Below are 26,124 nucleotides of genomic sequence, written 5' to 3'. Positions count from 1 at the left end.
CCGCCACTCATCATTTCACGTCCGTCTCCCATGCTCCACCTCTACCAGTCCGACAAACTCGAATCGCTGGCCGCGCGTTTTGCGGCGGCGGTGTCTGCCGTGCCTTTGGAGAACCCGTTTGCACCGGAAGAAATCGTGGTACAGAGCCAGGGAATGCGGCGGTATCTGAACGCTTATCTGGCGCGGGAAACGGGTGTGGCGGCGAATTTGAAGTTCAGCCTGCCTGCGGGCCTGGCCTGGCGGCTGATGCAGGACTTTATCGACGGCATTCCCGAAATCAATCCGTTTTCGGCGGAAGTATTACGCTGGCGGCTGGTGCAGCTGTTCGGCACTCCGGAATTTCAGACGGCACCGGCGTTGGCACCCGTTCGCACGGCTTTGGCGGATTACCTGAACGGTTCGGCAACCGCCGCCTACCAGCTTGCGGGCGAACTGGCAGATATTTTCGACCAGTATCTCGTGTACCGCCCCGAGTGGATTGATGCGTGGCAGGCCGGACGGCTGCTGGATTTGGGCAGGGACGAAATCTGGCAGGCGGCTTTGTGGCGCTTTCTCGACGACGGCAGCCAAACCGCGCCGCACCGCGTGGCCTTGTGGGAAATGCTGTTGGGCCGTCTGAAACGCGAAAAACTGCCCGAACGGCTGTTCGTGTTCGGCATCTCCACCATGGCGCCGATGTACCTGCAACTGTTGCAGGCACTGGCGGAACATTGCGACGTGGTCGTATTTGCGCTGAACCCGAGCGCGGAATACTGGGGCAATGTCATCGAACCGGCGCAGATTCTGAAAAACGGCGGCAGCGAAGCCGACAGCGGCCATCCGCTGCTGGCTTCTTTAGGCAAGCAGGGGCGCGATTTTTTCGATGCGCTCACCGAAACCGAAATCGGACACAACGTCCAGATTTACGCCGAAGACGACGGCAACGATACGCTGCTGCACCGCCTCCAGCACGACATACGCCGTCTGAAAACACCGCAAACGCCCGATTATCCCGTCATCGGTTTCGACCAATCGGTGCACATCGTTTCGGCGCATAGCCCACTGCGCGAATTACAGGTTTTGAAAGACCGGCTGCTCGGCATACTGGCGGAACATCCCGATTGGCAGCCGCACGACATTGCCGTGCTCACGCCAGACATCGAACCGTATGCGCCGTTTATCGAGGCCGTGTTCGGACAGTCGCAGGGCGGCGCGCAGGCCCTGCCCTATTCCGTGTCCGACGTGCGCCTGAGCCGCCGCCAGCCGCTGTTTTACGCGCTGGAACAGCTTCTCGATGCGCTGGAAAGCCGTTTTGAAGTCGACAAAATCCTGCCGCTGCTCGAACACGGCCTGATTCTGGAACGCTTCGGCCTCACGCGCGACGACTTGCCGCTGCTCCGCGATGCGGCGGCGGCGTTGAACGTGCGCTGGGGTTTGGACGAAACCGCGCGCGGCGGCAACGCGCTGTTTACCTGGCGGCAGGCGCTCGACCGCATGGTGCTGGGCTGGATGCTGCCCGACGACGGCGCGCTGTGGCAGGGCGTGGGCGCGTGGCAGGCCGATTTCAACCAAACCGGCACGCTCGCCCGCTTCGCCGCTTTCGTGCACGCCCTTGCCCGCACCGCAAACGAATGGCGTTGCGACACGGACACCGAAGGCTGGTGCGCCCGCGTACACAGCCTGCTGGCCGGTTTTTTCCACACCGACGGCGAACCGCAGGCCGTTCAGCAGCTCGGACAGGCACTGGCGCAATGGCGGCAGCAGGCGGATGCGGCGGGATTCGGCGGCACGCTGCCCTATCCCGTGGCCGTGCGCCACATCCGCCGTTTTCTCGGCAGCGAAAGCGAAGCGGGCTTCCTGCGCGGCGGCATCACGTTTTGCAGCATGGTGCCGATGCGCAGCCTGCCGTTCAAGGTGATCTGCCTGCTCGGGCTGAACGACGGCCGTTTTCCCCGCGACACCCGCGCCTCTTCCTTCGACCTGATTGCCCGCCATCCGAAAAAAGGCGACCGCGCCCGCCGCGACGACGACCGCTACCTGTTTCTCGAAGCGCTCGTCAGCGCCCGCGAAATCCTGTATCTCTCCTATATCGGCCGCAGCGTCCGCAACGACGAACCGCTCGCCCCTTCTTCGCTGTTGGGCGAACTCATCGACACGCTGGCCGGCATGACGGGGATGCCGTCTGAAAAAGTCTTCGAACAGCATGTTGTCCGGCATCCTTTGCAGGCGTTCTCGCGCCGCTATTTCGACGGCAGCGGTTTTTCAGACGGCCTCCGCAGCAGCCGCAGCGACTATGCCCAAGCCTTGAACACGCCCGCCGCCGCGCCCGAACCCTTTTTCAGCGAACCGTTGGCCGCTGCGGACGAAACCGCCGTTCACAACGAAATTGACGCACAAGACTTTCTTGCCTTCTGGCGCAGCCCCGTGCGTGCCTGGCTCAGGCAGGCTTTGGGCTGGAGCCGCCCATATTTCGGCGAAACGGCCGATTCCGCCGAACCGTTCGAACCTGATGCCGGCCAAACTGCTGCCGTCAGCGCCGCCTACACCGAAGCCCGCCGCCGCCGCGAAGATTTCCGCACGACAGAACAGCGCATCTCCGCCCGCAGCCTGCTGCCCGCAGGCGAAATCGGCGCACTCTGGCAGCAGCGTTTTCAGACGGCCGCCAAACAGCTCGACGGCGGGCTGCTCGACAGCCCCGAACTGCCGCCCGCCGCGTTCCGCATCGCAACGCCGCACGGCACGCTGGCCGGCAGCATTACCCGTCTGCACAAACACGGCCGCATCATCGTGCGGCACAGCAACAAAAAAAGCGCGCCCGAAACCACCGTGCAGATGCTCGAACACCTGATTTACTGCGCGGCAAGGCCGTCTGAAACGCCCGACTGCACCACGCATATTCTCGGACAAGAGACGGCAACCTATCCCCCCGTCCGACAGGAAACCGCCGCCGACCTGCTCGGCAAATGGCTGCAATACTACCGCATCGGCCAAAGCCGTCCGCTGCCGTTTTTTCCCAAAACCGCACTTGCCGCCGCAGCCGAGTTCAACAAAAAGCAGGACTGGCAGGCCGCACTCAAAGCCGCATACAAAGCCTACGAAGGCGGAAAAATGGCTACGGGCGAAAAAGACTACGCCGAAAACGCCCAAGTATTCGGCCGCGACGACGAAAGCCCGCTGAACGGTGCGCTGTTTGAAAACATGGTGCGCGAACTGCTCTCCCCCCTGCTGGCCGTGTGCGGGGTAAGCGACAAAGATGTGGCAGACAAACCTGAAACGTGATGCGGCGGCTTTCCCGGTTCCGCTTCTGCAGGTTCGGCGGCAGGAAAATACCACCGACAACCGTCATTCCCGCGCAGGCGGGAATCCGGCTTTAATGGAAAGAAAACTTGTTGGCGTATGCGTAATCGCGGATTCTCTCTTTCACAGATAACAATACCGAAGGAATCGATGTCCGGCAGGTAAAGCCTGAAATTAAACAATATCTCAGGTACAGTCGGGGCGTAACCGCATGCAACGCCCAAAGGTTTCAGACGGCATTTCAACCATCATTCGTACGGTTACACCGCTTGCAGCGGCTAACCGTACCTACAAACCTCACAACCGTCATTCCCGCGTTTGTGAACACCAACCATGAACTCCGACCAACCGCCGATAAAAACAAGGCCGTCTGAAATTTCAGACGGCCTTACCTGTCCATAATCTGTCATTTAATGGTCGCTGGCATCCGCTGCGCCGATACCGGTCATGGAACGGACGTATTGCGCTTCAAAGCCCGCTTTGTCTTCTGCCGCGCGTGCGGATTTGTCGGTAACGGAGAAGAACCATGCCGAAATAAAGGCCAGCGGAATGGTAAACAATCCGGGGTTGCTGTACGGGAAGATGGGTTCTTCAAAATGCAGCACCTTCACCCATACGGTCGGGCCGATCACAATCAACAGTGCGGCGGACAAAAGCCCCAAGAAGCCGCCGATTACCGCACCGCGTGTGGTCAGCCCTTTCCAAAACATCGACAGGGCCAGAATCGGGAAGTTTGAAGATGCGGCCAGTGCGAAGGCGAGACCGACCATAAACGCAACGTTCTGGTTTTCAAAGGCGATGCCGAACACTACGGCGAGAATGCCGAGTACCAGCGTGGCCAAGCGGGATACGCGCATTTCTTCGCGTTGCGTGGCCTTGCCTTTGCGCAATACCGAAGAATACAGGTCGTGGCTCACGGCGGATGCGCCCGAAAGTGTCAGTCCGGCAACCACGGCCAGAATGGTGGCGAATGCAACGGCGGAAATAAAGCCCAAAAACAGGTTGCCGCCGAGCGCGTTGGAAAGGTGTACCGCCGCCATATTGGTGCCGCCAATCATTTCGACCACGGACTTGCCTTCTTTCATCATAGTGGTGAAAAACTGCGGGTTGTCTTTGGTAACGAAGATAATCGCGCCGAAACCGATAACGAAGGTCAAGATGTAGAAGTAGCCGATAAGCCCTGTGGCCACGAATACCGATTTGCGCGCTTCTTTGGCATCGGGCACGGTGAAGAAACGCATCAGGATGTGCGGCAGTCCGGCCGTACCAAACATCAACGCCAAGCCCAGAGAGAGCGCGTCGACCGGATTGGACACCAAACCGCCCGGTGCCATGATGGCTCCGCCTTTTTCATGGATTTCGGTGGCTTTGACAAACATGGTTTCAAGGCTGAAACCGGTGTGGTAGAGAATCATCACGGCCATAAACGTCGCACCCGAGAGCAACAGCACAGCCTTAATCATCTGCACCCAAGTGGTCGCGAGCATACCTCCGAACAACACATACACCACCATCAACACGCCCACAATCACGACGGCGGAAAAGTAATTCATGCCGAACAGCAATTGGATAAGCTTGCCCGCTCCGACCACCTGCGCAATCAGATACAGGATAACCACCAGCAGCGAACCGCTGGCCGCCATCACGCGCACGGGTTTTTGCGCCAAACGGTAGGCCACCACGTCGGAAAAGGTGAATTTGCCTAGATTACGCAGACGTTCCGCCACCAAAAACAGCACAATCGGCCACCCCACCAACCAGCCCGTCGAATAAATCAGGCCGTCGTAACCGGTGGTGAACACCATGGCGGAAATGCCCAGAAACGAAGCCGCAGACATATAGTCGCCCGCAATCGCCAAACCGTTTTGATAGCCGGAAATCCCGCCGCCGCCGGTGTAGAAGTCTTTGGTGGACTTGTTCTGCTTGGCCGCCCACTTGGTAATGAAGAGCGTGCCGCCCACAAACAGCAGAAACATCACAATCGCGGAAACATTCAGCGGCTGTTTCTGCACTTCTCCGCCGATGGCATCCGCCCATGCGTTTGCCGCCGCTGCCGCCAGCACCAATCCTGTCAGAAATTTCTTCATTTGCCCTCTCCCATGACTTCCTTCACCACATCCTGAGTCATTTTTTCAAACTTACCGTTGGCGATGCGAACATACACGCCGGTAATGGCAATGGAAAACACAATCACAAACAGGCCGGCATAAATGCCCCATGTCGTGATGCCGTCTGAAACAGGTTTGGCAAACACTTCCGGCGATGTACCGATAAGCCAGATAAAGGCCACATACAGCACAAACACCACGGCCGAAAAACTCCAGCCGATAAGTGCCTTCTGATGAGCCATGCGTCGGAACTCGGGATGTTCCAACACCTTCTTGGCAGTTTGCGTATCCATTTTTTCTTCTCCTATTATCCTTATAAACTTGGCTTTCGCCGCCTGTACGCCGCAAAGGGCGCAGGCGTGCGGCCATTAAAAAGAAAATGCGCCCGATGCGCTAATTTTATTTTCTGATAGACGGCATCCGTTTTCCTGATACGGCGGTGCAAACCGATTGATTCGGCAGATGTTTCATCAAAAAACCGCGCTGCCCGCCCCATCCGCACATCTCCGAAACCGCTTCAGGAAAACCGCCGTTTCCGCCCCGAAACCTTTCAGACGGCCTACAAATGTGTTACAACCCCATCCACACACCCACTCCCGACACAGGCCGTCTGAATTTCAGACGGCCCAAAAAGAAAAACACATGGATCACAACCAACTCAAAACCTTCGCCGCCGTCGCCTACACCGGCAATCTCACCCAAGCCGCCGAACGCCTGCACCTGTCGCAGCCCGCCGTCTCCGCCCAAATCAAATCGCTCGAACAGAAGCTCGACACCGCCCTGTTTACGCGTACCAGCAGCGGCATGACGCTTACCCCCGCCGGACAAGTCTTCCTGCCCGAAGCCGAAGCCCTGCTGCAACATCACCACCGGCTCGACTGTTTCGCCAAAACCCTGTCCGCCCACCGCATCACCCATGCCGAAATCGGACTGATTCATCCCGTCGATCCCGACAAAACCACCCGCCTGACCCGTGCCGTCCTGCAGCGCGAACCCGACATCCTGCTGCACATCCAATACGGCATGAGCGGCGAAATCGAAGAACGCATCCTGTCCAAACAGATCCACGGCGGCTTTTTCCTCGGCCCCGTTACCCAGCGCAGCCTCAACAGCATCTGGCTCGAAGACATCCACTACACCCTGATCTGCCCCGCATCCGAAGCCGAAACCCTGAGCCGCGACGGCAGCGCGCTCAACCGCTGCGCATGGATTGAAATGTCGGGCGTGTCCGGCAGCCGCAAAAACATGCAGCAGTTTTGGCGGCGGCACAAAATCAAACCCAAACACCAAATCATCTGCGACTATCCGCAAACCATCATCGACCTTGTCTGCGCAGGCACGGGCGTTGCCATCGTACCCGCTTCCAAAGCCGAAGCCGCTGCCGCCGCAGGCAAGCCCCTTGCCGTTCTCGACGAATACCGCCAAACCCTGCCGATGCACTTCGTTTACCTCAACGAACACGAAAACGACCCCGTCGTGCAGCTTCTGACCGGATGCCTGAACGAAGTCTGGAATCTTTAACCATCATCCGTTACAGACAGCAAAAAGGCCGTCTGAAAACTTTTCAGACGGCCTTCTGCCGCATATGCAAACCGACAAAACCGCACCATGCCATAACAGAACGGCAACCGCCCCGGATTTCCATGAATACGGAAAACTGAACAGGGTTGCCGCTTATACGGCCGGATTTTTCCAAACAGTCGGATTACAGGTTGATGCAGGAAATCAAATCATACGGGAAACGACGGACGATACAGCCGATAAAATACAAAAACACAGGCCGTCTGAAAACTTTTCAGACGGCCTTCTGCCGCTTGTACAAACCGATAAAACCGCACCGTGTGAAACGGAAAACAAACGCCTGTCAGCCGTTCCACCTTGCCCACACCGTCAGCCTGCGCCAACCTGCCTTATCCGCCATATCGGGCAAAACGGCCTGACGGACGGTTTTACCGCCGGCATCCCACACCAAAAACAGCGCATACCGCAAAACCACACTTTGCGGCTGCAAAACCGCAGGCGTTTCACGACCGCCGTCAAACTGCAAAACCGCTTTTCCCTGCGGACCGACGGTGATTCTACGCACCGCATCCTGACGTTTGAGCGCAAGCGTGCGGCAGGCGTGGGCAAAACTGAACAGCAGCGCCGCCGCACCCGCCGGCCGTGCCGTACCGTAAAAACAAATCAGGCAGACGGCCAATGCCGCCGAATGCAGCAGTACGGCAATGCCCAAGCCGAGACGGGACGGCCTGAAGGCCGTCTGAAAAGCCTGCACGGTTTTATCTCATGTTGTCGAATACGGGCGAAGCGTCAAGTTCGCCCTCTTCCATATCCAATACGGTATCGTGGATTTCGATGTCGAAAAACTCCCAAAACGCTTTCAAACCCATATCCTGTGGCCATTTCTCCTTATCGATGTCCCAGCTTGAAATTTCGGCGGCGAAAATCTCCTGATAGCGTTCGTCGAAATACGCCACCACTTCTTCGGGTTCGTCGAACTGCGGCACAAGAAAGGTCGAACAATTGGCGCGCAGCTGCTCCAGCGTAATATCGGGCATATCGCCGTCGGTGGATTTGAGCCAGTCGAGAAATTGCGCGGTGGGCTTGAGCACCACGGCGGTGCGGTCGATAAAGTACATCGTTTATCCTTTATTGCGTTGCGGCAGGCCGTCTGAAAAAATTTCAGACGGCCTGTTGTTAATGGGTCATGACTTGCTGTAAAAACTGCTGCGCGCGTTCGGTTTTCGGATTACTGAAAAAATCTTCCGGCGCGGCTTCTTCGAGAATCTGGCCGTGGTCGAGAAAAATCACGCGGTCGGCCACTTCGCGCGCAAACCCCATTTCGTGGGTCACGCACATCATGGTCATGCCGCTTTCGGCCAAATCCTTCATCACTTTCAACACCTCGCCCACCATTTCGGGGTCGAGCGCGGAAGTCGGCTCGTCAAACAGCATCACGCGCGGCTCCATCGCCAAACCGCGCGCAATCGCCACGCGCTGCTGCTGGCCGCCCGAAAGCTGGCTCGGCATCGCGTCTTTTTTATGCGCCAATCCGACGCGTTCCAACAGCTCCATCGCCTTTTTCTCCGCCTGCTCGCGGCTCTGCCCTTTCACTTTCATCGGCGACAGGATGATGTTTTCCAACACGTTCAGATGCGGATAAAGGTTGAAACTCTGGAACACGAAACCGACTTCGGCGCGCAGTTTGTTCAAATCGGTTTTCGGGTCGGCGACATTGATGCCGTCCACCCAGATTTCGCCGCTTTCGATGGTTTCAAGTTGATTGACCGTGCGGATTAGCGTGGATTTGCCGCTGCCCGACGGCCCGCAAACCACCACCACCTCGCCCTGCTTCACTTCGAGATTCACGCCGTTGATGACGTGCAGGTCTTTGAAATGTTTGTGTACGTTTTTGAATTTAATCATGTTTCAGACGGCCTTTTATGTATCCGTTTGGCGGTTTAGGTTGGAATCGTGTCGGCGCACAAAGTCACGTTTGTACGCCATGTGGTTTTCGATATTGGCTTTGACGTCTTTTTCATCCCAAATCTGCAATTCCCACGGATAGTAGAAATTGCTGCTGTTTTTAAAATAGACGTGTATACCGATATAGCCGCCGACGTCGCGCAAATACCAGTTTTTCAAGCCGTATCCGGTTTTCCAGTCGTCGAGTTTTTCCAAAATTTCCGACACGGTTTCAGACGGCCAAATCAGGCGTGCGCCGAAAATATCGTTGAGAATATTGTTCACCGGATATTGGTTTTCACGCGCGAGATAACGGCTGATTTTGTCGCGTATGCTTTCGGCGGTTTTCACGCGGTAAAAAAAATCGATGCCGCGCGTATCGGCAAATGCCAAATAATCGTTAATCGCTTCGTGCAAATTCAGGCGGTAAGACAGAATATGCTCGGTCGGCACACTCCGCAACGTATGGCTCAGGTTGATTTTTTCGACTTTGCCGGTTTCGAAATAATCCTGCGAATACTGCGCGTGGATGCGGTTGATTTCGCGGATTAAACGTTCGGTTTTGTGCAGATTGCTTTCCATTGACCTGCTCCGTTTCAGACGGCCTTCTTCACCAGATAATTGCTCAGCTCCACATATTTTTCCGACGCGATGTGTTCGGCGCGGTCTTGCGGATTGATACCGACGGCTTGCAAATCCGCATCGTCGGCCAACTCTTTCAGATTATTGCGGATGGTTTTGCGGCGTTGGTGGAACGCGAGTTTCACGAGTTTGGCGAAATGCTCGAAATCGTCGGCTTCGCCGATGCGGTGCTTCACCGGAATCATGCGCACAACGGCGGAATCGACTTTCGGCGCGGGGTCAAACGATTCGGGCGGCACGTCAATCAGGCTTTCCATATCGAAAAAGTATTGCAGCATCACGCCCAGCCGCCCGTAGTCGTTGGTTTTCGGCTCGGCCACCATGCGCTCGACCACTTCTTTTTGCAGCATAAAGTGCATATCGATGACCTCGTCGGCGATGTCGGCCAGTTTGAACAGCAACGGCGTGGAAATGTTGTACGGCAGGTTGCCGACGATTTTCTTTTTGCCCGCCACGCTTCTGAAATCGAATTGCAGCACGTCGCCTTCGTGAATCACGAGTTTGTCGGCAAACGGCAGGGTTTTCAGACGGCCTACGATGTCGCGGTCGATTTCGCAAACGTGCAGTTTGTCCAATTTTTTCGCCAGAGGCTCGGTAATCGCCGCCAAACCGGGGCCGATTTCGATAACGACATCACCGGCCTGCGGACGCACGGCGTTAACGATGTCGGCGATGATGCGCGTGTCCTGCAAAAAATTCTGCCCGAACCGCTTGCGGGCTTTGTGTTCTTTCATCTTGCTTCAAACGGGGTTTGCGGGCGGATATTGTAACGCAAAACCGGTACGGGCCGTCTGAAAAATCGTTTGGCCGAATTTATCTGCCATATGGTCGTGCCCTAACCGTTTCATCATCGGCGATACTGACAAAACAGGCCGTCTGAAAATCTTTTCAGACGGCCTGTTTGCATCGACCCTGTGTTTAGAACTTGTAGCTGACGCTGCCCAACACGCTGCGTTCGGCACCGTAGTAGCAGTAGTAGTCGCAACCGCCGAGGTGTTTTTTGTTGGTCAGGTTGTTGACGTTGACCTGCGCGTTCCAACGTTTGCCGAATTTGTAGTGCGCCATCATATCGACCAAGGTGTAGGACGGGATTTTGTAGCCCGGCCAGTATTGTTCGTCTGTCGTGCTGCCGACGTAACGCACGCCCGTGCCGAGTGTCAGGCCGTTGAGTGCGCCGCTGTTGAAGGCGTATTTCACTTGGGCGGATGCCTGATGTTTCGGAATCAGGGCGGAGCGGACGGTTTTGTTGTAGCTTAAGTCCTGCTTGGAATCGGTGTAGGTGTACGACAATGCCGCGCTCAGGTTGTCGGTGAAATAAGCATCGGCTTGGAACTCCGCACCTTTGCCGCGCCGCTTGCCGATTTGGCGCTGGACTGCGCTGGCATCGGCCACCAAAGCGTTTTTCTCTTCCAAATCGAAATAGGCTGCGGAAAAGCGGGCATCCATAAAGGTGGGGCGGTATTTCACGCCGGCTTCGTATTGGCGGCCTTCGTAGGGTTTGTAGCCGTTGCCCGCCGCATCCGCGCCCGTGATGGGCTTGAAGGATTCGGAATAGCTGGCGTAGGGCGAAATGCCGTTTTTGAAGTTGTACATCAGGCTGCCTTGGTACGACGTGTGGTTGATGTCGTATTTGCTGGCTGTGCCGTTAGACAGCGAATCGGCTTTGGCTTTGTCGTGGCGGATGCCCGCGTTGGCGACCAGGCCGCCCCATGTGAGCTGGTTGCGCAGGTAGAAGCCGAGCTGTTTCTGTTTCTGCGTGTAGGGCGTGGCGTTTTTCACGATGCCGCCGTTGCCGTAAACAGGGGCAAACATATCAATGGGGCTGACCGCGCCGAAACCGTTGTTCACGCCTTTGGTATCGCTGTGCAGATAGTCCACGCCGCCGAGCAGGGTGTTTTTCCAGTTGCCGCCCTTCCATTCTTTGCTCAGACGGTTGTCGATGGTGTGGGTTTTCATACGGCCGTCTGTGTGGCTGTATCCGCGGGAAACGGTACGGTTGCCGTCTGAATCCCATGCAAACGTACCCAGCCAGTCCAAATCAATCTGATTGTGGCGGTAGTTTTGGGTAAAGTTCCACCCTTTGCCGAAGCCGTGTTTGAACTCGTAGCCTGCGGAATATTGGTTGCGTTTCAAATAATCGGCATCCGGTTCGCCGTAGTGCGTCCCAGCCGGAATCCTGCCGGCGGCAGTCGGAAACAGCGCGCCTTTGGCAGGCAGGTGCACGCTGGTCGGTACACCGTGTTGGCGGCTGAACGATGCCAGTGCGGTCAGGCTGGTTTTTTCGCCCAAATCCCAAGTTACGCTGGGGGCGATGTAATAGTTGTTGGTTTTGCCGTTGGTATTGCCTTCTTTGCGGAACACGTTGCCGACGATGCGGTAATACACATTATTGGCGGCGGGCACGGGCGCGCTGTAGTCGGCGAAAATGCCGCGCTGGCCCTGTGTGCCGACGTTTACGCCGATTTCGCCCTGACGCTCTCTGGCCGGGCGTTTGGTAACCATATTGACTAGGCCGCCGGTTTCGGAAGAACCGTAGGTCAGCGAATCCGCGCCTTTAATCAGCTCGACGCGCTCAAGGCCGTAGGTATTGGGAACGGTGGTAAAAAAGCCGTTTTGGGTAACGGGCGAGCCGTCGATGGAAACGGATGCGTCAAACCCGCGCACTTTAATCCATTCCTGCTTGGTGTCGTAACCGTACATGCCGGTGCGCACGCCGGATTCGTATTTCAGCGCGTCTTCCACTTTCACGGCGGCGGTTTCGTCGAGCTTGTCGCGGCGGATAACCGAATTGGACTGGGCGGACTTGAATTTCACGCCGTCGATTTTGCCCGCACTGCCGACCACGTTAACGGTTTCGAGTTCCACAGTTTCTCCTGCCTTGGGCGCGTCGTCCGCCCAAGCCGGTGAGAATGCCGCCATTACGGCCAACGCCATCAGGCTTTTGGTATAAATATATTGTTTTTTCATTATTTTTCCATCCATATCGATAAAGGCCGTCTGAAAACGGCCGCTGTAAATTCCAGCGGCCGATGATATAGCCTTTTATTTTTATTTTCAAATTTTACGGCGATTTTGAAAACAGGCGCACCGTTTTTCAGATAAACGGCTTTCTCATCCAACAAAACCCCATTCTCCTGCTTCGCACAGCAATCCACACAGACTCACCGAAACCGCCTAAACAGCGGAAACCAAAGCACCTTTTTCAGACGGCCTGTCCCCTGCCGCACCGCCGCCACATCAAAACTGTTATACTCTGAAACCATCACGTTCCAAGCATCAAAGGCCGTCTGAAACATGATTACCAAACAAGAATTCCAAGCCCAAGCCGCCGCAGGCTACAACCGCATTCCGCTGGTTCAGGAGCTGCTGGCCGACCTCGACACGCCGCTGTCGCTCTATCTCAAGCTGGCAAACAAGCCGTTTACCTACCTGCTCGAGTCCGTGGTGGGCGGCGAACGTTTCGGCCGCTATTCCTTTATCGGCCTGCCCTGCACCACCTATCTGAAATCAAGCGGACGGCACGTCGATCTCTACCAAAACGGCGAGATTACCGAACAATACGACGGCAATCCCCTTCACTTTATCGAACAGTTCCACCAACGTTTCAAAACGCCCGAAATCCCCGGCCTGCCGCGCTTTACCGGCGGGCTGGTCGGCTATTTCGGCTACGAAACCATCTACCATTTCGAACATTTCGCCCACCGCTTCCAAAACAGCGGCAAGCCCGACACCATCGGCACGCCCGACATCCTGCTCATGCTCTCGCAGGAGTTGGCCGTAGTCGATAATTTAAGCGGCAAAATCTACCTGATCGTCTATGCCGACCCGAGCGTTTCAGACGGCTACGAACAGGCGCGCGCGCGGCTGGAAGACTTGCGCGTGCAACTGCGCCAAAGCGCGGTTATCCCGCTCTCGCTCGGCAGCGCAAAAACCGAACCGCAGCACGAAACCGGCGAAGCGCGCTACAAAGAATACGTGCGCCGCATCCGCGAATACATCCTCGACGGCGACTGCATGCAGGTCGTCCCCAGCCAGCGCATGAAACTGCCGTTTGCCGACAACCCGCTCTCGCTCTACCGCGCCCTGCGCACGCTCAACCCCTCGCCGTATATGTTCTACTACGATTTCGGCGACTTCCACATCGTCGGCTCCTCGCCCGAAATCCTCGTGCGCCGCGAACGCGACACCGTTATCGTCCGCCCCATCGCCGGCACCCGTCTGCGCGGCAAAACCCCTGCCGAAGACCTCGCCAACGAACAGGATTTACTGAGCGACGCCAAAGAAATCGCCGAACACGTCATGCTGATTGATTTGGGCCGCAACGACGTCGGCCGCGTCAGCAACACCGGCGAAGTGAAAGTAACCGACAAAATGGTTATCGAGCGCTATTCGCACGTGATGCACATCGTATCCAACGTGGAAGGCCGTCTGAAAGCCGACACCAACAATATGGACATCCTCGCCGCCACCTTCCCCGCCGGCACCCTTTCCGGCGCCCCAAAAGTGCGTGCGCTGGAAATCATCGAAGAGCTGGAGCCGGCCAAACGCTGCATCTACGGCGGCGCCGTCGGCTGCTGGAGCTTTAACAACGATATGGACTTGGCCATCGCCATCCGCACCGCCGTGATTAAAAACGGCACACTCTATGTGCAAAGCGGCGGCGGCATCGTGGCCGACTCGGAGGAAGAAGCCGAATGGCAGGAAACCCAAAACAAAGCCCGCGCGGTATTGCGGGCGGCACAGATGGTTCAGGAAGGGTTGGATAGGTAGGGTTGGCAGGAATTATCTAGGAAGGTGGAAGTTTTCAGACGGCCTTTTGATTTTAAACCTTTTGATTTCAAAGACAATGCCGCCTGAAAGAAATGTTCCGGATATTGTTGTTGCAGTTTAAATGCCACCCGTTCAGGCCGTCTGAAAACTCTCACTCCCAGACCGAAAGAATTTGCCAGGCCGAAAGAATATTTAGAAACATAAACCCCGTCATTCCCGCGCAGGCGGGAATCCAGAACGCTGATTTTCTGAAACCCATAAAATGACAAAAGCCCAAAGGCCTGGATTCCCGCCTGCGCGGGAATGGCGGTGTTCATATAACAAATAACAAAGGAACCCGAAAGCTGTAACCAAAACAAATAACCGCAGTTCAGGCCGTCTGAAAAATTTTTCAGACGGCCTCCTAACCAAAATCCGAAAAGAAACAAAACATGCAAAACATCCCCATCCTCCCCCCTGCCAATCTCGGCATACTCGGCGGCGGCCAGCTCGGCCGTATGTTTGCCGTTGCCGCCAAAACCATGGGCTACCGTGTTACCGTGCTCGACCCCGACCCGAACGCGCCGACGGCGGAATTCGCCGACCGCCACTTGTGCGCGCCGTTCGACGACCAAACCGCGCTGGACGAGTTGGCGAAATGCGCCGCCGTAACCACCGAATTTGAAAACGTGAATGCCGATGCGATGCGTTTTTTGGCGCAACACACCCGCGTGTCGCCGAGCGGCGATTGCGTGGCCGTTGCCCAAAACCGCATTCAGGAAAAGGCATGGATTCAAAAAGCCGGCCTGCAAACCGCGCCGTATCAGGCCGTCTGCAAGCCCGAAGACATCAGCGACGCGAGCGCGGAACTTCTGCCCGGCATTTTGAAAACCGCCACGCTGGGCTACGACGGCAAAGGCCAAATCCGCGTGAAAACCTTGGCCGAACTTCAGACGGCCTTTGCCGAACACGGCGGCGTGGACTGCGTATTGGAAAAAATGGTCGATTTGCGCGGCGAGATTTCGGTGGTGGTCTGCCGTCTGAACAGCGAAAACGTGCAAACTTTCGACCCTGCCGAAAACATTCACGAAAACGGCATTCTCGCCTACTCCATCGTGCCGGCGCGCTTAAGTGCGGATATTCAGCAGCAAGCACGGCAGATGGCGCGTCGTCTGGCCGACGAACTGGATTATGTGGGCGTGTTGGCGGTGGAAATGTTCGTCGTCGGCGACACGCACGAACTGGTCGTCAACGAAATCGCGCCGCGTCCGCACAACAGCGGCCACCACACCATCGACGCGTGCGCCGCAAGCCAGTTCCAACAGCAGGTACGCATCATGTGCGGCCTGTCCCCCGCCGACACCCGCCTGCTTTCGGCCTGCTGCATGGCGAATATCCTGGGCGACGTTTGGGGCGGCGACGGCAGCGAACCCGACTGGCTGCCGCTACAAAGCGACACGGCTTCGTTCCTGCACCTCTACGGCAAAAAAGCCGCCCGAAAAGGCCGCAAAATGGGGCATTTCGTTACTTTGGCAGACGATGCCGACACAGCGTTCGGCAAGGCGCAAAAGCTGCACAAGAGTCTGAAAAAAGCTTGATTCGGCTGATTACCGAACACAAAACCGCGCTCGATTCAAACTCATGCCGTCTGAAAAAGAACTTGTTTTTCAGACGGCATGGAAATGTATTCTGCCTAGAACTTGAAATCGGCACACAGCGCAGGTTACGGAAATTCACTTGGAAAAATATTTGTGTAATTTTCAGACTGATCGTCAAAACAATACCATACCATACCGTACCTGCCTGCTTTTACAATCATTTTCTGTTTTCAGACGGCATTTGAGCTAAAATGCCATCTGAAAATCTATGAACCTAGTCGGATTTAAAATCCGACATTTTTTGTTGATTTATTTTTTATTTTCAGCCAACCTGAAAACCCATATTTAATCCAACCTATACGAGCGGTTAATCTTAAATCTTCTAAGGAGTATTATTTTGAATATCAAAAACTTATTTTTTTCTACCTTGTTATCCGGCTTATTACTTGCCAGTCCAATAACGCAAGCATATTCCATGACTCAGGAAGAGGTGCAACTGGGTCAACAGGGCGTGGAAGCTTTTAATGCTGGAGATTACAAACGCGCGTTGAAAATCTGGAAACCATTGGTCGATAAAGGCAATCCCATTGCCCAGCACAATTACGCAGCCGCATATGCCACAGGTAAAGGTGTGAAGCAAGATTATCGGGAAGCCATGAAATGGTATCGCAAAGCTGCTTCGCACGGTAAAGCTGACTCCATGCGTATGGTAGGTGTGATGTATTACAAAGGAGAGGGGGTAAAACCTAATAGCAAAGAGGCATTTAAATGGTTTCTCAAAGCCGCAGAAGCCGGCGATAAAGTAGCGCAACAGTTAGTCGGCGCAGCTTATTCCAGCGGCGATGGCGTTAAACCTAATGTAGAAAAAGCAAATATGTGGTACAAAAAATCGGGAGCCAATGTCACTGTGATACAGGATGACATTATGTATCGCCAGCTGGAAGAAATGGATAAGCGAAGGAAAGGATTAAAATAAGCTGCGGATGCTTTTAGTTCGTCATTTCTGCGCAGACGAGAATTTATCTCAATATTTCAGAAATTTTTTCAACGATTTCTTAAGCTTTCAACAAATAGATTCCCCGCCTGCGTGAAAATGACGGCAACAGTTAACAGTTAGAGTCAACTTAATTTTGGGAATTTATCAACACAAAATTCAGAACACAACCAAAAATAACTGTCTTACACCCAACACTTAGATAAAAGAAAACATCATGAGCCTGCTTACCGTATTGCGTCCCGCCCGCGAGAACGACGCCAAATTCATCTACAATTCCCACCGCCACGCGGTTCAGTTTACCTGCATCCGCAGCTACAACGAAGAAGTGCTGAAAGCGTGGGAAGCGCTGCTCAGCCCCGACATTTATTTCGAAGCCATGCACGACAAAACCAAAGCCTTGTGGGTGGTCGAATACAAGGGCAGCATTCAGGGCTTTTTCCAGCTCGATTACACCGAAGCCCAGCTTGATGCGCTGTATGTGCATCCGTTTTCCCACAATCAGGGCTTGGGGACGGCCCTGCTGCAACGCGCCGAAGAACTGGCAGCCAAGGCCGGCTTGAGTTTCCTGAAGCTCTACGCATCGATGAATTCCGTCGGTTTCTACCACCTGTTCGGCTACCAATCGCTCGGTTCTGCGGTGCTGCCGTTGAACGAGTCGGTCAAAATCAAATGCGAACTGATGCGCAAGTATCTGTAAACCCGACAACTTTTCCGAATTCAGCCATGCGCCTGCACCACATCGCCTTAATTTGCTCAAACTACGCAACCAGCAAAGACTTCTACACCCGCATACTCGGCCTGACCGTTTTGGCGGAACATTACCGCGCCGAACGCCAGTCCTACAAACTGGATTTGGGCATTGGCAGCCATTATGTGCTGGAACTTTTTTCCTTTCCCGATCCGCCGCCGCGCCCTTCCCGCCCCGAAGCCTGCGGACTGCGCCATCTGGCGTTTGCGGTTGACGACGTTGCCGCACAGCGCGAACGCCTGACCGCATTGGGCGTGGCGTGCGAAAACATCCGCACCGACGAATACACCGGCAAAACGTTTTTCTTCTTCCCCGATCCCGACGGTTTGCCGATTGAGTTTTATCAGGAATAACCCGCCCGAACGGCACAGGCCGTCTGAAAGCCCGCCGCGCTTTCAGACGGCCTGTACGTTACCGCCCGCAAATTCGGTTAAAATACGCCCCTTCCGATTCTTTCCCAACCTTTTCCGAAACCGCCCGCCATGAACATCCTGCAAGTAGAAAACGCCTCTTTCGCCGTCGGCCACGTCGCCCTTTTGGACCGTGCTTCTTTCCGCTTGGACAGCGGCGAAAAAGTCGGCTTAATCGGGCGCAACGGCGCGGGCAAATCTTCGTTCCTGAAGATTTTGGCCGGCGTGCAGAAGCTCGACGACGGGCAGATTGTGATGCAGAGCGGCCTGAAAGTGGTGTATGTGCCGCAGGAAAGTTTTTTTTCAGACGGCCTCACCGTGTTCGACGCGGTATCCGAAGGTTTGGGCGGGCTGCGCGACGTGTTGCGCCGCTACCATCAGGTCAGCCACGCACTCGAAAGCGGTTCGGACGACACGTTAATCAAAGAACTCAACGAGTTGCAAAACCAAATCGAAGCGCAAAACGGCTGGCAGTTTGACGCGGCCATCCGCCAGACCATCAGCGAACTCGGCCTGCCCGAAAACGAACTTATCGGCAATTTGTCGGGCGGCCAGAAAAAACGTGTCGCGCTGGCGCAGGCTTGGGTGCAGAAACCCGATGTGTTGCTGCTCGACGAGCCGACCAACCATCTCGACATCGACGCGATTATCTGGCTGGAAAACCTGCTCAAAGCCTTTGAAGGCAGCATGGTGGTGATTACCCACGACCGCCGTTTTTTGGATAACACCGCCACGCGCATCGTCGAACTCGACCGCGGCACGCTGCGCTCCTACCCCGGTTCGTTCTCGAAATACAGCGAGAAAAAGGAACAGGAATTGGCGGTGGAAGCCGAACACAACCGCCTGTTCGACAAATTTCACGCGCAGGAAGAAGCGTGGATACGCAAAGGCATCGAAGCGCGCCGCACGCGAAACGAAGGCCGCGTGCGGCGTTTGGAAGAGCTGCGCCGCCAGCGCGCCGCACGCCGCGAAGTGCAGGGTCAGGTGTCGTTCAAACTCGATACGGGCGAAAAAAGCGGCAAAATCATCGCCGAACTCGAACACGCGAGCTTCCGCTACGGCGATAAAGTCATCATGGACAAATTCTCCGCCATCATCCAGCGCGGCGACAAAATCGGCTTAATCGGCCCGAACGGTATCGGTAAGACCACGTTTTTAAAGCTGATTTTGGGCGAACTGCAACCCACCTACGGCCGCATCCGCCTGGGCAGCAAGCAGGAAGTCGCCTATTTCGACCAGTTCCGCAGCGCGCTGAACGAAAACGACACCGTGTTCTACACGCTAGGCCAGGGCAACGATTATGTGGAAGTGGGCGGCAAAAAACGCCATGTGATGAGCTACCTGGAAGATTTCCTGTTCCACCCTGCCCGCGCGCAAAGCCCCGTTTCATCACTCTCCGGCGGCGAACGCAACCGTCTGTTGCTGGCGAAGCTGTTTACCAAACCGGCCAACATTCTCGTGCTCGACGAACCCACCAACGACCTCGACATCGACACGCAGGAACTGCTGGAAGAACTGTTGCGCGACTATCAGGGCACGGTGTTTCTGGTGAGCCACGACCGTATGTTTCTCGACAACGTGATTACACAAAGCATTGTTTTCGAAGGAGAAGGCCGTCTGAAAGAATACATCGGCGGCTACGAAGACTATCTCGATGCGAAAAAACGCGAGCAGACTTTTCAGACGGCCTCAACGCCGAAAGCCGACAGGCCGTCTGAAAACGAAACCGACAAAAACACCAAGCCCAAAGCCAACCGCACGGTCAAACTTTCCTACAAAGAACAGCGCGAACTCGATGCCCTGCCCGACGAAATCGCCGCGCTGGAAAGCGAACAGGCCGCCATCAACACGCAGCTTTCCGACCCTGATATTTTCAAAGACTACGAAGAAGCCGGCGCATTGCAGGCGCGTGCGGAAGAAATCGAAACGCTGCTGCTGGAAAAGCTGGAATTATGGGAAATGTTGGAAGCGAAACAGAACGGCAATGCATAAAGGATGCCGTCTGAAAAGCGGTTTTCAGACGGCATCGGGTTTGAACTTGATGTTGAATTGGCTTTTTGTTTAATTTGTTTAAAAAGCCATGTTTGCACGGCGTGCTGATTAGCGAGATACCGTTAGTAATTGCCCCAGTGCAGGCAGGAATCCTGCTTTAATTTGTAAGAAACATATTTTAATTCATGTGCTTGTGAATATTGACGATGGATTCCCGCCTGCGCGGGAATGACGGCATCAGCGTTACTGGTACACCATCAAACACGGTTTTTTGAAAAAACGTGTGGAAACGTGGTTGGGTATTCCCCGACTCCGTTTGTACGTTTTCAGCCGTCTTTTAGCGGCTGTATGTTGAAACAGGAGCTTTCGAATTGGAAGAACGCGGCGGGAATTCAGCCGCCTTCGGGCGGCTGTGTGTTGAAACTGCATCTTGGCCTGACTGACCAATGTAGGTAAAACTCTTCAGCCACTCTCGGTCGGCTAAACATTAGCCCCCTCAAACCGTTCCGCCGTCCAACAAAAGGCCATCTGAAAGTCCAACAAAAGGCCGTCTGAAAACTGTTTTTCAGACGGCCTTTTCCTGTCTTTTACCACCAATCCAATCAATATTTCACGCCTTTGTGCAGTGCAACGATGCCTGCGCTCATGTTGTGATAGTCCACGCTGTCGAAACCTGCATCGAGCATCATCTGTTTCAGCGTTTCCTGATCGGGGTGCATGCGGATGCTTTCGGCGAGATACTGGTAGCTGTCGGCGTCTTTGGCGATGAATTTGCCCATCAGCGGCAGCAGTTTGAAGGAATACAGGTCATACGCGCCTTCCAAGGGCTTGTACACTTTGGAGAATTCCAACACCAGTAATGTGCCGCCGGGCTTGAGTACGCGGTACATTTCTTTCAGCGCGGCATCTTTGCGGGTCATGTTGCGCAAACCGAAGGCAACGGAAACGAGATTGAAATAATTGTCGGGAAACGGCAGTTTTTCCGCATCGGCAAGGGAAACAGGCAGAATCATGCCTTCGTTGAGCAGGCGGTCTCGGCCGACGGTCAGCATGGACGAGTTGATGTCGGTGAGCCACACTTCGCCTTCTTTGCCGACGCGTTTCGCCCAGCCGCGCGACAAATCGCCCGTACCGCCCGCGATGTCGAGTACTTTGTCGCCCTTGCGCAGGTTGGCGGTGTTGATGGTGAAGTGTTTCCAAACGCGGTGCAGCCCGCCCGACATCACGTCGTTCATGATGTCGTAGTTTTTGGCTACGGAATGGAATACTTCGGCCACTTTGCCGGCCTTTTCGTTTTCGTTGACGGTTTTGAAACCGAAGTGGGTTTGGTTGTCGCTCATGGCTTGGCTTTCTTTTTCGGTAAGGGTGGTTTTTTCAGACGGCCTTTTCCATCACAGGCCGTCTGAAATTATTCGACTTCGCGGTTTTCTTCAATCGATCGGTTGACCTTCTGCACCGCTTCGCCGATAACGGCTTCGGCGCGGCAGACCGGCGAACCTGCGGGTTTGCAGGTGTCCGGCCGGGCGGAAGGGTGTTCCGTACCCGCACAGCCGGCCGATACGGCGGCGAATGCAACGGCAATCAGGACGGGTAGCGGTTGTTTCATAAAAATCCTTGTTCGGGCCGTCTGAAACAGTCTAGTGTTTTCCGCAACCGCCGCCGCAGGAATGCGCCGGTACGTTTCGGTCGGCAGCATCTGCGGGCGCGGCGATGCGCGATGCGCCCGCTTCTTCGAGACGGCCCAGATAATCCGCCCACATTGTATCGTATCCGCAGGCGAGCTTGTAGAGATAATCCCAGTCGTACAGGCCGCTGTCGTGGCCGTCTGAAAATGTGATTTTCAGCGCGTATTGGCCGACGGGTTCCAGCCCCATAATGGTTACGTCGGCTTTGCCGGTCTGCAGAACTTCCTGTCCGGGCGCATGGCCGCGCACTTCGGCGCTGGGCGAATAAACGCGCAGGAACTCGGCGGGCAGGCTTTTGTGTTCGCCGCCGTAAACCAGCGTGAGTGCGGTGCGGCTGTTTTGCAGGCGGATTTCTTCGAGGATGATGTGCTTCATTTTCGTTTTTCCAAACCGTTTGTCCGTGCGGCTTTGCGGCGCAGCAGGCTGACGCATACGGAAAACGCGCCGCCCGCCGCGGTAAACACCGCCAACAGGTAAAGCAGCGCGGATACCGCCTTCTGCTGCTGTCCGGCCGTCAGGCCGAGCGGCACCAACATCAAAACCGCAGCCGCCAGAAAAAACAGCAGCATCAAAGCGATGCAGGCGAAAGCCAGTCGGGTGGCCAAACGGATTTTGCTGTCGGCGGACGGATAGCGGTTCATCGGAGTATCGGGTGAAAGGTTCAAGGTTGTATCGTAAACGAACAATAAGAAATCTACTTCGTCGGCTTCGGCTTGCCGCTTTGTATCCCTCTTAATTTAATTGGCCGTGTTTGGATATTGTGTCGGTTGGCAACCGGCAAAACCGGTTGCTCCCACTTCCGTCATTCCCGCGCAGGCGGGAATCCACATTCGACATTCACAAGCGCTTGTTTTAAATAAGATACCGGATTTCAGACATGGATTCCCGCCTGCGCGGGAATGACGGTCTGGGGAAATCGGCCTTGCCGGTTGCTTATCAACGCATTATCCGGACACAGCTAAAAGAAAAGCCGATTTTAGCATTGCAGGCCATCTGAAAGGCAAATGCGCCGGCATTTTGGGAAAACAGTTGCAACGGCGGCAGCAAAATCAACGGTGCCGAACACGGTTACCGGCTTTTTCAGACGGCCTGTGCAGGACAACGCCGACGGTTTAGCGTTCCGGCCATTCCGCCAGCCAGTCGCGCGGTTTTAAAAATCCGTTCAACCGTGCTTCGGCGCTGCCTTCCTGCGGTTCGTAACCGTATTCGAAACGCACCAGCGGCGGCATCGACATCAGGATGCTTTCGGTGCGGCCACCGCTTTGCAGGCCGAACAGCGTACCCCTGTCCCACACCAGGTTGAATTCGACGTAGCGGCCGCGGCGGTAAAGCTGGAATTGGCGTTCGCGTTCGCCGTAAACGGTGTTTTTGCGCAAGGCGGCGATGGGGATGTAGGCATCGGTATAGCCTTCGCCGACTTTTTTGATGAATGCCAGACAGGTGTCGAAATCCCAGCGGTTCAGGTCGTCGAAAAACAGCCCGCCGACGCCGCGTGTTTCGCCGCGGTGTTTGAGGTAGAAATAGTCGTCGCACCATTTTTTAAATTCTGGGTAAACATCCTCGCCGAACGGTTTGCAGAGTTCGGCGGCGGTGCGGTGCCAATGCAGGATATCGGCTTCGTAGGGGTAGAACGGCGTCAGATCGAAGCCGCCGCCGAACCACCAGACGGGTTCCCGCCCTTCGGGACGGGCAATGAAAAAGCGCACGTTGGCATGGCTGGTGGGCACATAGGGGTTTTTCGGATGCACCACCAGCGACACGCCCATCGCTTCAAACGGCGCGCCCGCCAGTTCGGGACGGTGGGCAGTGGCGGCGGCAGGCATAGCGCTGCCTTTGACGTGCGAAAAATTCACGCCTGCCTGCTCGAATACGGCGCCGTTTTTCAACACGCGGCTCTCGCCGCTGCCCAATGCGCTCTGCCATTGGTCGGCCTCGAAAACCGATGCGCCGTCCTGCGCTTCGAGCGCGGCGCAGATCTGGTTTTGCAGGTTTTTCAAAACGGGTAATACGGATTCGGTGTACATGGGCGGCTCCAATGTTTTTACGGACGGCGGTGATGATACGGGATTCACCCGCAGGATAGAAGCGTTAAGGCCGTCTGAAAACGGGCGGCGGCGTTTTCAGACGGCCTGACGGTTCACATTTCCGCCGGATCCACATCCACGCTCCAGCGGATTTTCGCATCTTTATTCTGCTTCAGCACCTGCACCCACAGGCTGACGGCGCGGTGCAGGTCTTTGCGCGACGCGCTTTCCAGAAACACCTGCGCGCGCTCGCGTTCCGCCAGCCGCGCCATCAGCATCGGCACGGCACCGAACGCCGACACGCTCTCGGGCAGCAGCGGTTCGACGGCGGTTTTGACGCCGTTGAGAAAATCCGCCGCGGCCTGCATTTCGGGCGCGTCGGCACGGACGGCCGTCTGAAAACCGCAGGGCGGCATGGCGAACATCTGCCGTTCGGCCAGCTCGCGGTCGGCAAACAGGCGGTAGTTTTGCGCCTTCACGGCGGCGAACACGGGATGGTCGGGAAGCTGGGTCTGAATCAGCACCCTGCCCGCGCGTTCCGCACGCCCCGCCCTGCCCGACACCTGCATCAGCTCGGCAAACAAACGTTCCGGCGCACGGAAATCGCTGCTGTACAGACTGCCGTCGGCGTTCAGCACAATCACCAGACTCAGCCGCGCAAAGTCATGTCCTTTGGCCAGCATCTGCGTGCCGACCAAAACATCAATGCCGTTTTCCGCGATGCGGCCGTACAAATCCGCCCAATCGTTTTTATTCGACGTGCTGTCGCGATCCACCCGAACCACTTTCGCCTGCGGCAGCAGCTCGAGCAGCGTTTCTTCCACGCGCTGCGTTCCCTGCCCGACGGCGGTCAGATCCTGATTGCCGCAGTCGGGGCATTTGAACGGCACAGGCCGTCTGAAATCGCAATGGTGGCAGCGCAGTTGGCGCACACGCCGGTGCAGCACCATTTTGGCGGAACAGCGCGGGCAGCCGAACGTATGGCCGCAGTCGCCGCAAAACAGCGCGGGCGCAAAGCCGCGGCGGTTGAGATAAACCAGCGACATGCCGCCCTGTTCGTAATTCTTCTTCAGCAGTTGCAGGGCCTGCGGCGAAAAGCCGTTGTCCAGTTTCAGACGGCCTACGTTCAGGATTTCCACCTGCGGCGGCTGCGCAGCGGCGTGGGCGCGGCGGGTCAGCTCCAGCAAACGGTACGCGCCCGTCTGCGCCTTGTGCCAGCTTTCCAAACTCGGCGTGGCGCTGCCGAGCACAATCGGGCAGCCCGCCTGTTTCGCCCGCCACACCGCCAAATCACGCGCATGGTAGCGCAGCTCGCTGTCCTGCTTGAACGACGTATCGTGTTCCTCGTCCACCACAATCAGGCCCGCATCGGGCAGCGGCGTAAACACCGCCAGCCGCGTGCCGATGACCAGCTTCGCCTGCCCCAGCATCGCACGCAGATAATCCTGTGTTCGTTTGCCCGCCGCCGTTTTGCTGTGCAGCACCGCCGTCGGCACGCCTGCAAACCGCGCCTCCACCCGTTTCAAAAGCTGCGGCGTCAGGTTGATTTCGGGCAGCAGAAACAGCACCTGCCGCCCCTGCGCCAACACTTCCGCCATCGCGTCGAAATAGACTTCGGTTTTGCCGCTGCCCGTGATGCCGTACAGCAAGAACGTTTGAAACGTACCGAAGGCCGTCTGAATCTGTTCCGACGCAGCCCGCTGTTCATCGTTCAGCATGTTTGCAGCAGGCTGCACGGCAGGAAGGGACGACGGCGATCCGTTTTGCGTTTCAGACGGCCTGTCCGACGCCGGCACAGGTTGTCCGCCGCTTTCGGCCCGCCGCGCTTCGTTTTCCGCAACACAACCTGCCGTTCGGGTTTCAATCCAACCCTCCGCCGTCCATTCGTCCAACAGTTTCGCCGCCTGCGTGTTCACCGCTTTCAAGGCCGGCAGCGTCAGGCCGTCTGAAACCGCCAGCGCCTGCCACAGCGCATATTTTTTGTGAAACCGCTCCGGCGGCGGTTCCTGCGTTTTGCCCGCCCCGTTCAACCGGAACAGCAGCGGCGGCTGCGGAACGGCGGCCGTTTTCGGTTCTTTCAAACCCAAAGGCAGCGCGGCGGACACCGCCTGACCGAGCGGATAGTGGTAATAGCGCGACACAAAATCAAGCAGCGCCCGCCAGCTTTCGGGCAGCGGCGGCTCGCCGGTAAAGGCCGTCTGAACGGGCAGGATTTTCGATTCATCGATGTCGGGTGTCACGGCGTTGGCCCACACCACGCCCACCACCGGTTTATTGCGGAACGGCACGGCCACCCGTGTCCCCGCAGGCAGCGCATCGGGGTGGGCGTAAGTGAGCAGGCCGTCTGAAAGCGGCGTATTAAGGGCGACGGTATGGTAAATCATGGTTCGTATTCTACCGCAAAGGCCGTCTGAAAATCGGCTTTTCAGA

The 26,124-nt window shown here is 56.2% G+C and carries 23 protein-coding genes; 8 read left to right on the top strand and 15 right to left on the bottom strand.

Translation table 11 applies throughout. The features are described from left to right. The first annotated feature begins 30 nt into the window (after window positions 1–30). Window positions 31–3,258 (top strand): exodeoxyribonuclease V subunit gamma, encoded by a 3,228-nt coding sequence (recC, locus tag ACEYDX_RS00735; protein WP_373740130.1) that lies wholly within the window; start codon window positions 31–33, stop codon window positions 3,256–3,258. A gap of 428 nt (window positions 3,259–3,686) precedes the next feature. Here recC and ACEYDX_RS00730 read toward each other — a convergent pair whose 3' ends face one another. After that, window positions 3,687–5,363 (bottom strand): cation acetate symporter, encoded by a 1,677-nt coding sequence (locus ACEYDX_RS00730; protein ID WP_373740129.1) that lies wholly within the window; start codon window positions 5,361–5,363, stop codon window positions 3,687–3,689. Next, entirely contained in the window at window positions 5,360–5,677 is a 318-nt protein-coding gene (locus ACEYDX_RS00725; RefSeq protein ID WP_373740128.1) for a DUF485 domain-containing protein, read from the bottom strand. Before ACEYDX_RS00725 ends, ACEYDX_RS00730 begins: the two co-directional genes overlap by 4 nt. Window positions 5,678–6,026: 349 nt before the next feature. Here ACEYDX_RS00725 and ACEYDX_RS00720 point away from each other — a divergent pair, with 349 nt between their 5' ends. Continuing rightward, entirely contained in the window at window positions 6,027–6,905 is an 879-nt protein-coding gene (locus ACEYDX_RS00720; RefSeq protein ID WP_373740138.1) for a LysR family transcriptional regulator, read from the top strand. 343 nt (window positions 6,906–7,248) lie between these two features. Here ACEYDX_RS00720 and ACEYDX_RS00715 read toward each other — a convergent pair whose 3' ends face one another. The 6 genes from ACEYDX_RS00715 to ACEYDX_RS00690 form a co-directional block, all read right to left on the bottom strand. Next, window positions 7,249–7,659 (bottom strand): protein YgfX, encoded by a 411-nt coding sequence (locus ACEYDX_RS00715; protein WP_373740127.1) that lies wholly within the window; start codon window positions 7,657–7,659, stop codon window positions 7,249–7,251. A gap of 4 nt (window positions 7,660–7,663) precedes the next feature. Further along, window positions 7,664–8,023 (bottom strand): hypothetical protein, encoded by a 360-nt coding sequence (locus tag ACEYDX_RS00710; protein ID WP_373740126.1) that lies wholly within the window; start codon window positions 8,021–8,023, stop codon window positions 7,664–7,666. Window positions 8,024–8,081: 58 nt separating this feature from the next. Continuing rightward, a complete protein-coding gene (locus tag ACEYDX_RS00705) occupies window positions 8,082–8,810 on the bottom strand; it encodes an amino acid ABC transporter ATP-binding protein (RefSeq protein ID WP_373740125.1) in 729 nt (242 codons plus the stop codon). A 15-nt stretch (window positions 8,811–8,825) separates the two neighbouring features. Beyond that, on the bottom strand, window positions 8,826–9,431 hold the full coding sequence (locus ACEYDX_RS00700) for a GTP pyrophosphokinase (RefSeq protein ID WP_373740124.1): 606 nt from the start codon (window positions 9,429–9,431) through the stop codon (window positions 8,826–8,828). A 14-nt stretch (window positions 9,432–9,445) separates the two neighbouring features. After that, the gene (gene rsmA, locus ACEYDX_RS00695) at window positions 9,446–10,225 is read right to left on the bottom strand and encodes a 16S rRNA (adenine(1518)-N(6)/adenine(1519)-N(6))-dimethyltransferase RsmA (protein WP_373740123.1); all 780 of its coding nucleotides are present in this window, start codon (window positions 10,223–10,225) and stop codon (window positions 9,446–9,448) included. 184 nt (window positions 10,226–10,409) lie between these two features. Further along, on the bottom strand, window positions 10,410–12,458 hold the full coding sequence (locus ACEYDX_RS00690; RefSeq protein ID WP_373740122.1) for a TonB-dependent siderophore receptor: 2,049 nt from the start codon (window positions 12,456–12,458) through the stop codon (window positions 10,410–10,412). A gap of 327 nt (window positions 12,459–12,785) precedes the next feature. On the opposite strand from ACEYDX_RS00690, the gene trpE reads away from it, so the two are divergent. Continuing rightward, window positions 12,786–14,261 carry an anthranilate synthase component I gene (trpE, locus tag ACEYDX_RS00685; RefSeq protein WP_373740121.1) on the top strand — a complete coding sequence of 492 codons (1,476 nt, stop codon included), beginning with the start codon at window positions 12,786–12,788 and terminating at the stop codon, window positions 14,259–14,261. On the opposite strand, the gene ACEYDX_RS00680 is transcribed toward trpE, so the two are convergent. After that, window positions 14,240–14,698 carry a hypothetical protein gene (locus ACEYDX_RS00680; protein WP_373740120.1) on the bottom strand — a complete coding sequence of 153 codons (459 nt, stop codon included), beginning with the start codon at window positions 14,696–14,698 and terminating at the stop codon, window positions 14,240–14,242. The two genes, trpE and ACEYDX_RS00680, sit on opposite strands and share 22 nt — an antisense overlap. Here ACEYDX_RS00680 and ACEYDX_RS00675 point away from each other — a divergent pair. The 5 genes from ACEYDX_RS00675 to ACEYDX_RS00655 all read left to right on the top strand — a co-directional run bounded on the left by ACEYDX_RS00675 (window position 14,693) and on the right by ACEYDX_RS00655 (window position 19,985). Next, window positions 14,693–15,838, top strand: a complete 1,146-nt coding sequence (locus tag ACEYDX_RS00675; RefSeq protein ID WP_373740119.1) for a 5-(carboxyamino)imidazole ribonucleotide synthase — start codon at window positions 14,693–14,695, stop codon at window positions 15,836–15,838. The two genes, ACEYDX_RS00680 and ACEYDX_RS00675, sit on opposite strands and share 6 nt — an antisense overlap. A 397-nt stretch (window positions 15,839–16,235) precedes the next feature. Then, a complete protein-coding gene (locus ACEYDX_RS00670; RefSeq protein WP_373740118.1) occupies window positions 16,236–16,814 on the top strand; it encodes a tetratricopeptide repeat protein in 579 nt (192 codons plus the stop codon). A gap of 235 nt (window positions 16,815–17,049) precedes the next feature. Then, window positions 17,050–17,532: a GNAT family N-acetyltransferase gene (locus ACEYDX_RS00665; protein ID WP_373740117.1), complete on the top strand. Its 483-nt coding sequence runs from the start codon at window positions 17,050–17,052 to the stop codon at window positions 17,530–17,532. Window positions 17,533–17,558: 26 nt separating this feature from the next. Further along, a complete protein-coding gene (locus ACEYDX_RS00660) occupies window positions 17,559–17,936 on the top strand; it encodes a VOC family protein (RefSeq protein ID WP_373740116.1) in 378 nt (125 codons plus the stop codon). A gap of 129 nt (window positions 17,937–18,065) precedes the next feature. Continuing rightward, entirely contained in the window at window positions 18,066–19,985 is a 1,920-nt protein-coding gene (locus tag ACEYDX_RS00655; protein WP_373740115.1) for an ATP-binding cassette domain-containing protein, read from the top strand. A gap of 602 nt (window positions 19,986–20,587) precedes the next feature. On the opposite strand, the gene ubiE is transcribed toward ACEYDX_RS00655, so the two are convergent. From ubiE to ACEYDX_RS00625, 6 genes are all read right to left on the bottom strand, one after another. Beyond that, window positions 20,588–21,325, bottom strand: coding sequence for a bifunctional demethylmenaquinone methyltransferase/2-methoxy-6-polyprenyl-1,4-benzoquinol methylase UbiE (ubiE, locus tag ACEYDX_RS00650; protein ID WP_373740114.1), 738 nt, complete (start codon window positions 21,323–21,325; stop codon window positions 20,588–20,590). Between the two features lie 68 nt (window positions 21,326–21,393). Next, entirely contained in the window at window positions 21,394–21,591 is a 198-nt protein-coding gene (locus ACEYDX_RS00645) for a hypothetical protein (protein WP_373740113.1), read from the bottom strand. A gap of 31 nt (window positions 21,592–21,622) precedes the next feature. After that, the gene (locus tag ACEYDX_RS00640) at window positions 21,623–22,045 is read right to left on the bottom strand and encodes a gamma-butyrobetaine hydroxylase-like domain-containing protein (protein ID WP_373740112.1); all 423 of its coding nucleotides are present in this window, start codon (window positions 22,043–22,045) and stop codon (window positions 21,623–21,625) included. After that, entirely contained in the window at window positions 22,042–22,335 is a 294-nt protein-coding gene (locus ACEYDX_RS00635) for a cytochrome b6 (RefSeq protein ID WP_373740111.1), read from the bottom strand. The genes ACEYDX_RS00640 and ACEYDX_RS00635 overlap by 4 nt, the downstream gene beginning before the upstream one ends. Before the next feature lie 447 nt (window positions 22,336–22,782). Further along, a complete protein-coding gene (gene hemF, locus ACEYDX_RS00630; RefSeq protein ID WP_373740110.1) occupies window positions 22,783–23,694 on the bottom strand; it encodes an oxygen-dependent coproporphyrinogen oxidase in 912 nt (303 codons plus the stop codon). Window positions 23,695–23,807: 113 nt separating this feature from the next. After that, window positions 23,808–26,078 (bottom strand): primosomal protein N', encoded by a 2,271-nt coding sequence (locus ACEYDX_RS00625; protein WP_373740109.1) that lies wholly within the window; start codon window positions 26,076–26,078, stop codon window positions 23,808–23,810. Window positions 26,079–26,124 lie beyond the last annotated feature (46 nt).

It is taken from the genome of Neisseria sp., assembly GCF_041804105.1.
GTDB lineage: Bacteria > Pseudomonadota > Gammaproteobacteria > Burkholderiales > Neisseriaceae > Neisseria.
Note: the sequence above shows the minus strand (reverse complement) of the source record. Positions and strands in the feature narration are given on the sequence as shown.

Excerpts from the sequence above, each read along its gene's own strand:
- ACEYDX_RS00645 (WP_373740113.1), bottom strand. The coding sequence starts at position 21,591 with ATGAAACAACCGCTACCCGTCCTGATTGCCGTTGCATTCGCCGCCGTA.
- ACEYDX_RS00660 (WP_373740116.1), top strand. The coding sequence starts at position 17,559 with ATGCGCCTGCACCACATCGCCTTAATTTGCTCAAACTACGCAACCAGC.
- trpE (WP_373740121.1), top strand. The coding sequence starts at position 12,786 with ATGATTACCAAACAAGAATTCCAAGCCCAAGCCGCCGCAGGCTACAAC.
- hemF (WP_373740110.1), bottom strand. The coding sequence starts at position 23,694 with ATGTACACCGAATCCGTATTACCCGTTTTGAAAAACCTGCAAAACCAG.
- ACEYDX_RS00720 (WP_373740138.1), top strand. The coding sequence starts at position 6,027 with ATGGATCACAACCAACTCAAAACCTTCGCCGCCGTCGCCTACACCGGC.
- ACEYDX_RS00725 (WP_373740128.1), bottom strand. The coding sequence starts at position 5,677 with ATGGATACGCAAACTGCCAAGAAGGTGTTGGAACATCCCGAGTTCCGA.
- rsmA (WP_373740123.1), bottom strand. The coding sequence starts at position 10,225 with ATGAAAGAACACAAAGCCCGCAAGCGGTTCGGGCAGAATTTTTTGCAG.
- ACEYDX_RS00675 (WP_373740119.1), top strand. The coding sequence starts at position 14,693 with ATGCAAAACATCCCCATCCTCCCCCCTGCCAATCTCGGCATACTCGGC.
- ACEYDX_RS00640 (WP_373740112.1), bottom strand. The coding sequence starts at position 22,045 with ATGAAGCACATCATCCTCGAAGAAATCCGCCTGCAAAACAGCCGCACC.
- ACEYDX_RS00700 (WP_373740124.1), bottom strand. The coding sequence starts at position 9,431 with ATGGAAAGCAATCTGCACAAAACCGAACGTTTAATCCGCGAAATCAAC.
- recC (WP_373740130.1), top strand. The coding sequence starts at position 31 with ATGCTCCACCTCTACCAGTCCGACAAACTCGAATCGCTGGCCGCGCGT.
- ubiE (WP_373740114.1), bottom strand. The coding sequence starts at position 21,325 with ATGAGCGACAACCAAACCCACTTCGGTTTCAAAACCGTCAACGAAAAC.
- ACEYDX_RS00625 (WP_373740109.1), bottom strand. The coding sequence starts at position 26,078 with ATGATTTACCATACCGTCGCCCTTAATACGCCGCTTTCAGACGGCCTG.
- ACEYDX_RS00710 (WP_373740126.1), bottom strand. The coding sequence starts at position 8,023 with ATGTACTTTATCGACCGCACCGCCGTGGTGCTCAAGCCCACCGCGCAA.
- ACEYDX_RS00655 (WP_373740115.1), top strand. The coding sequence starts at position 18,066 with ATGAACATCCTGCAAGTAGAAAACGCCTCTTTCGCCGTCGGCCACGTC.
- ACEYDX_RS00730 (WP_373740129.1), bottom strand. The coding sequence starts at position 5,363 with ATGAAGAAATTTCTGACAGGATTGGTGCTGGCGGCAGCGGCGGCAAAC.
- ACEYDX_RS00690 (WP_373740122.1), bottom strand. The coding sequence starts at position 12,458 with ATGAAAAAACAATATATTTATACCAAAAGCCTGATGGCGTTGGCCGTA.
- ACEYDX_RS00665 (WP_373740117.1), top strand. The coding sequence starts at position 17,050 with ATGAGCCTGCTTACCGTATTGCGTCCCGCCCGCGAGAACGACGCCAAA.
- ACEYDX_RS00705 (WP_373740125.1), bottom strand. The coding sequence starts at position 8,810 with ATGATTAAATTCAAAAACGTACACAAACATTTCAAAGACCTGCACGTC.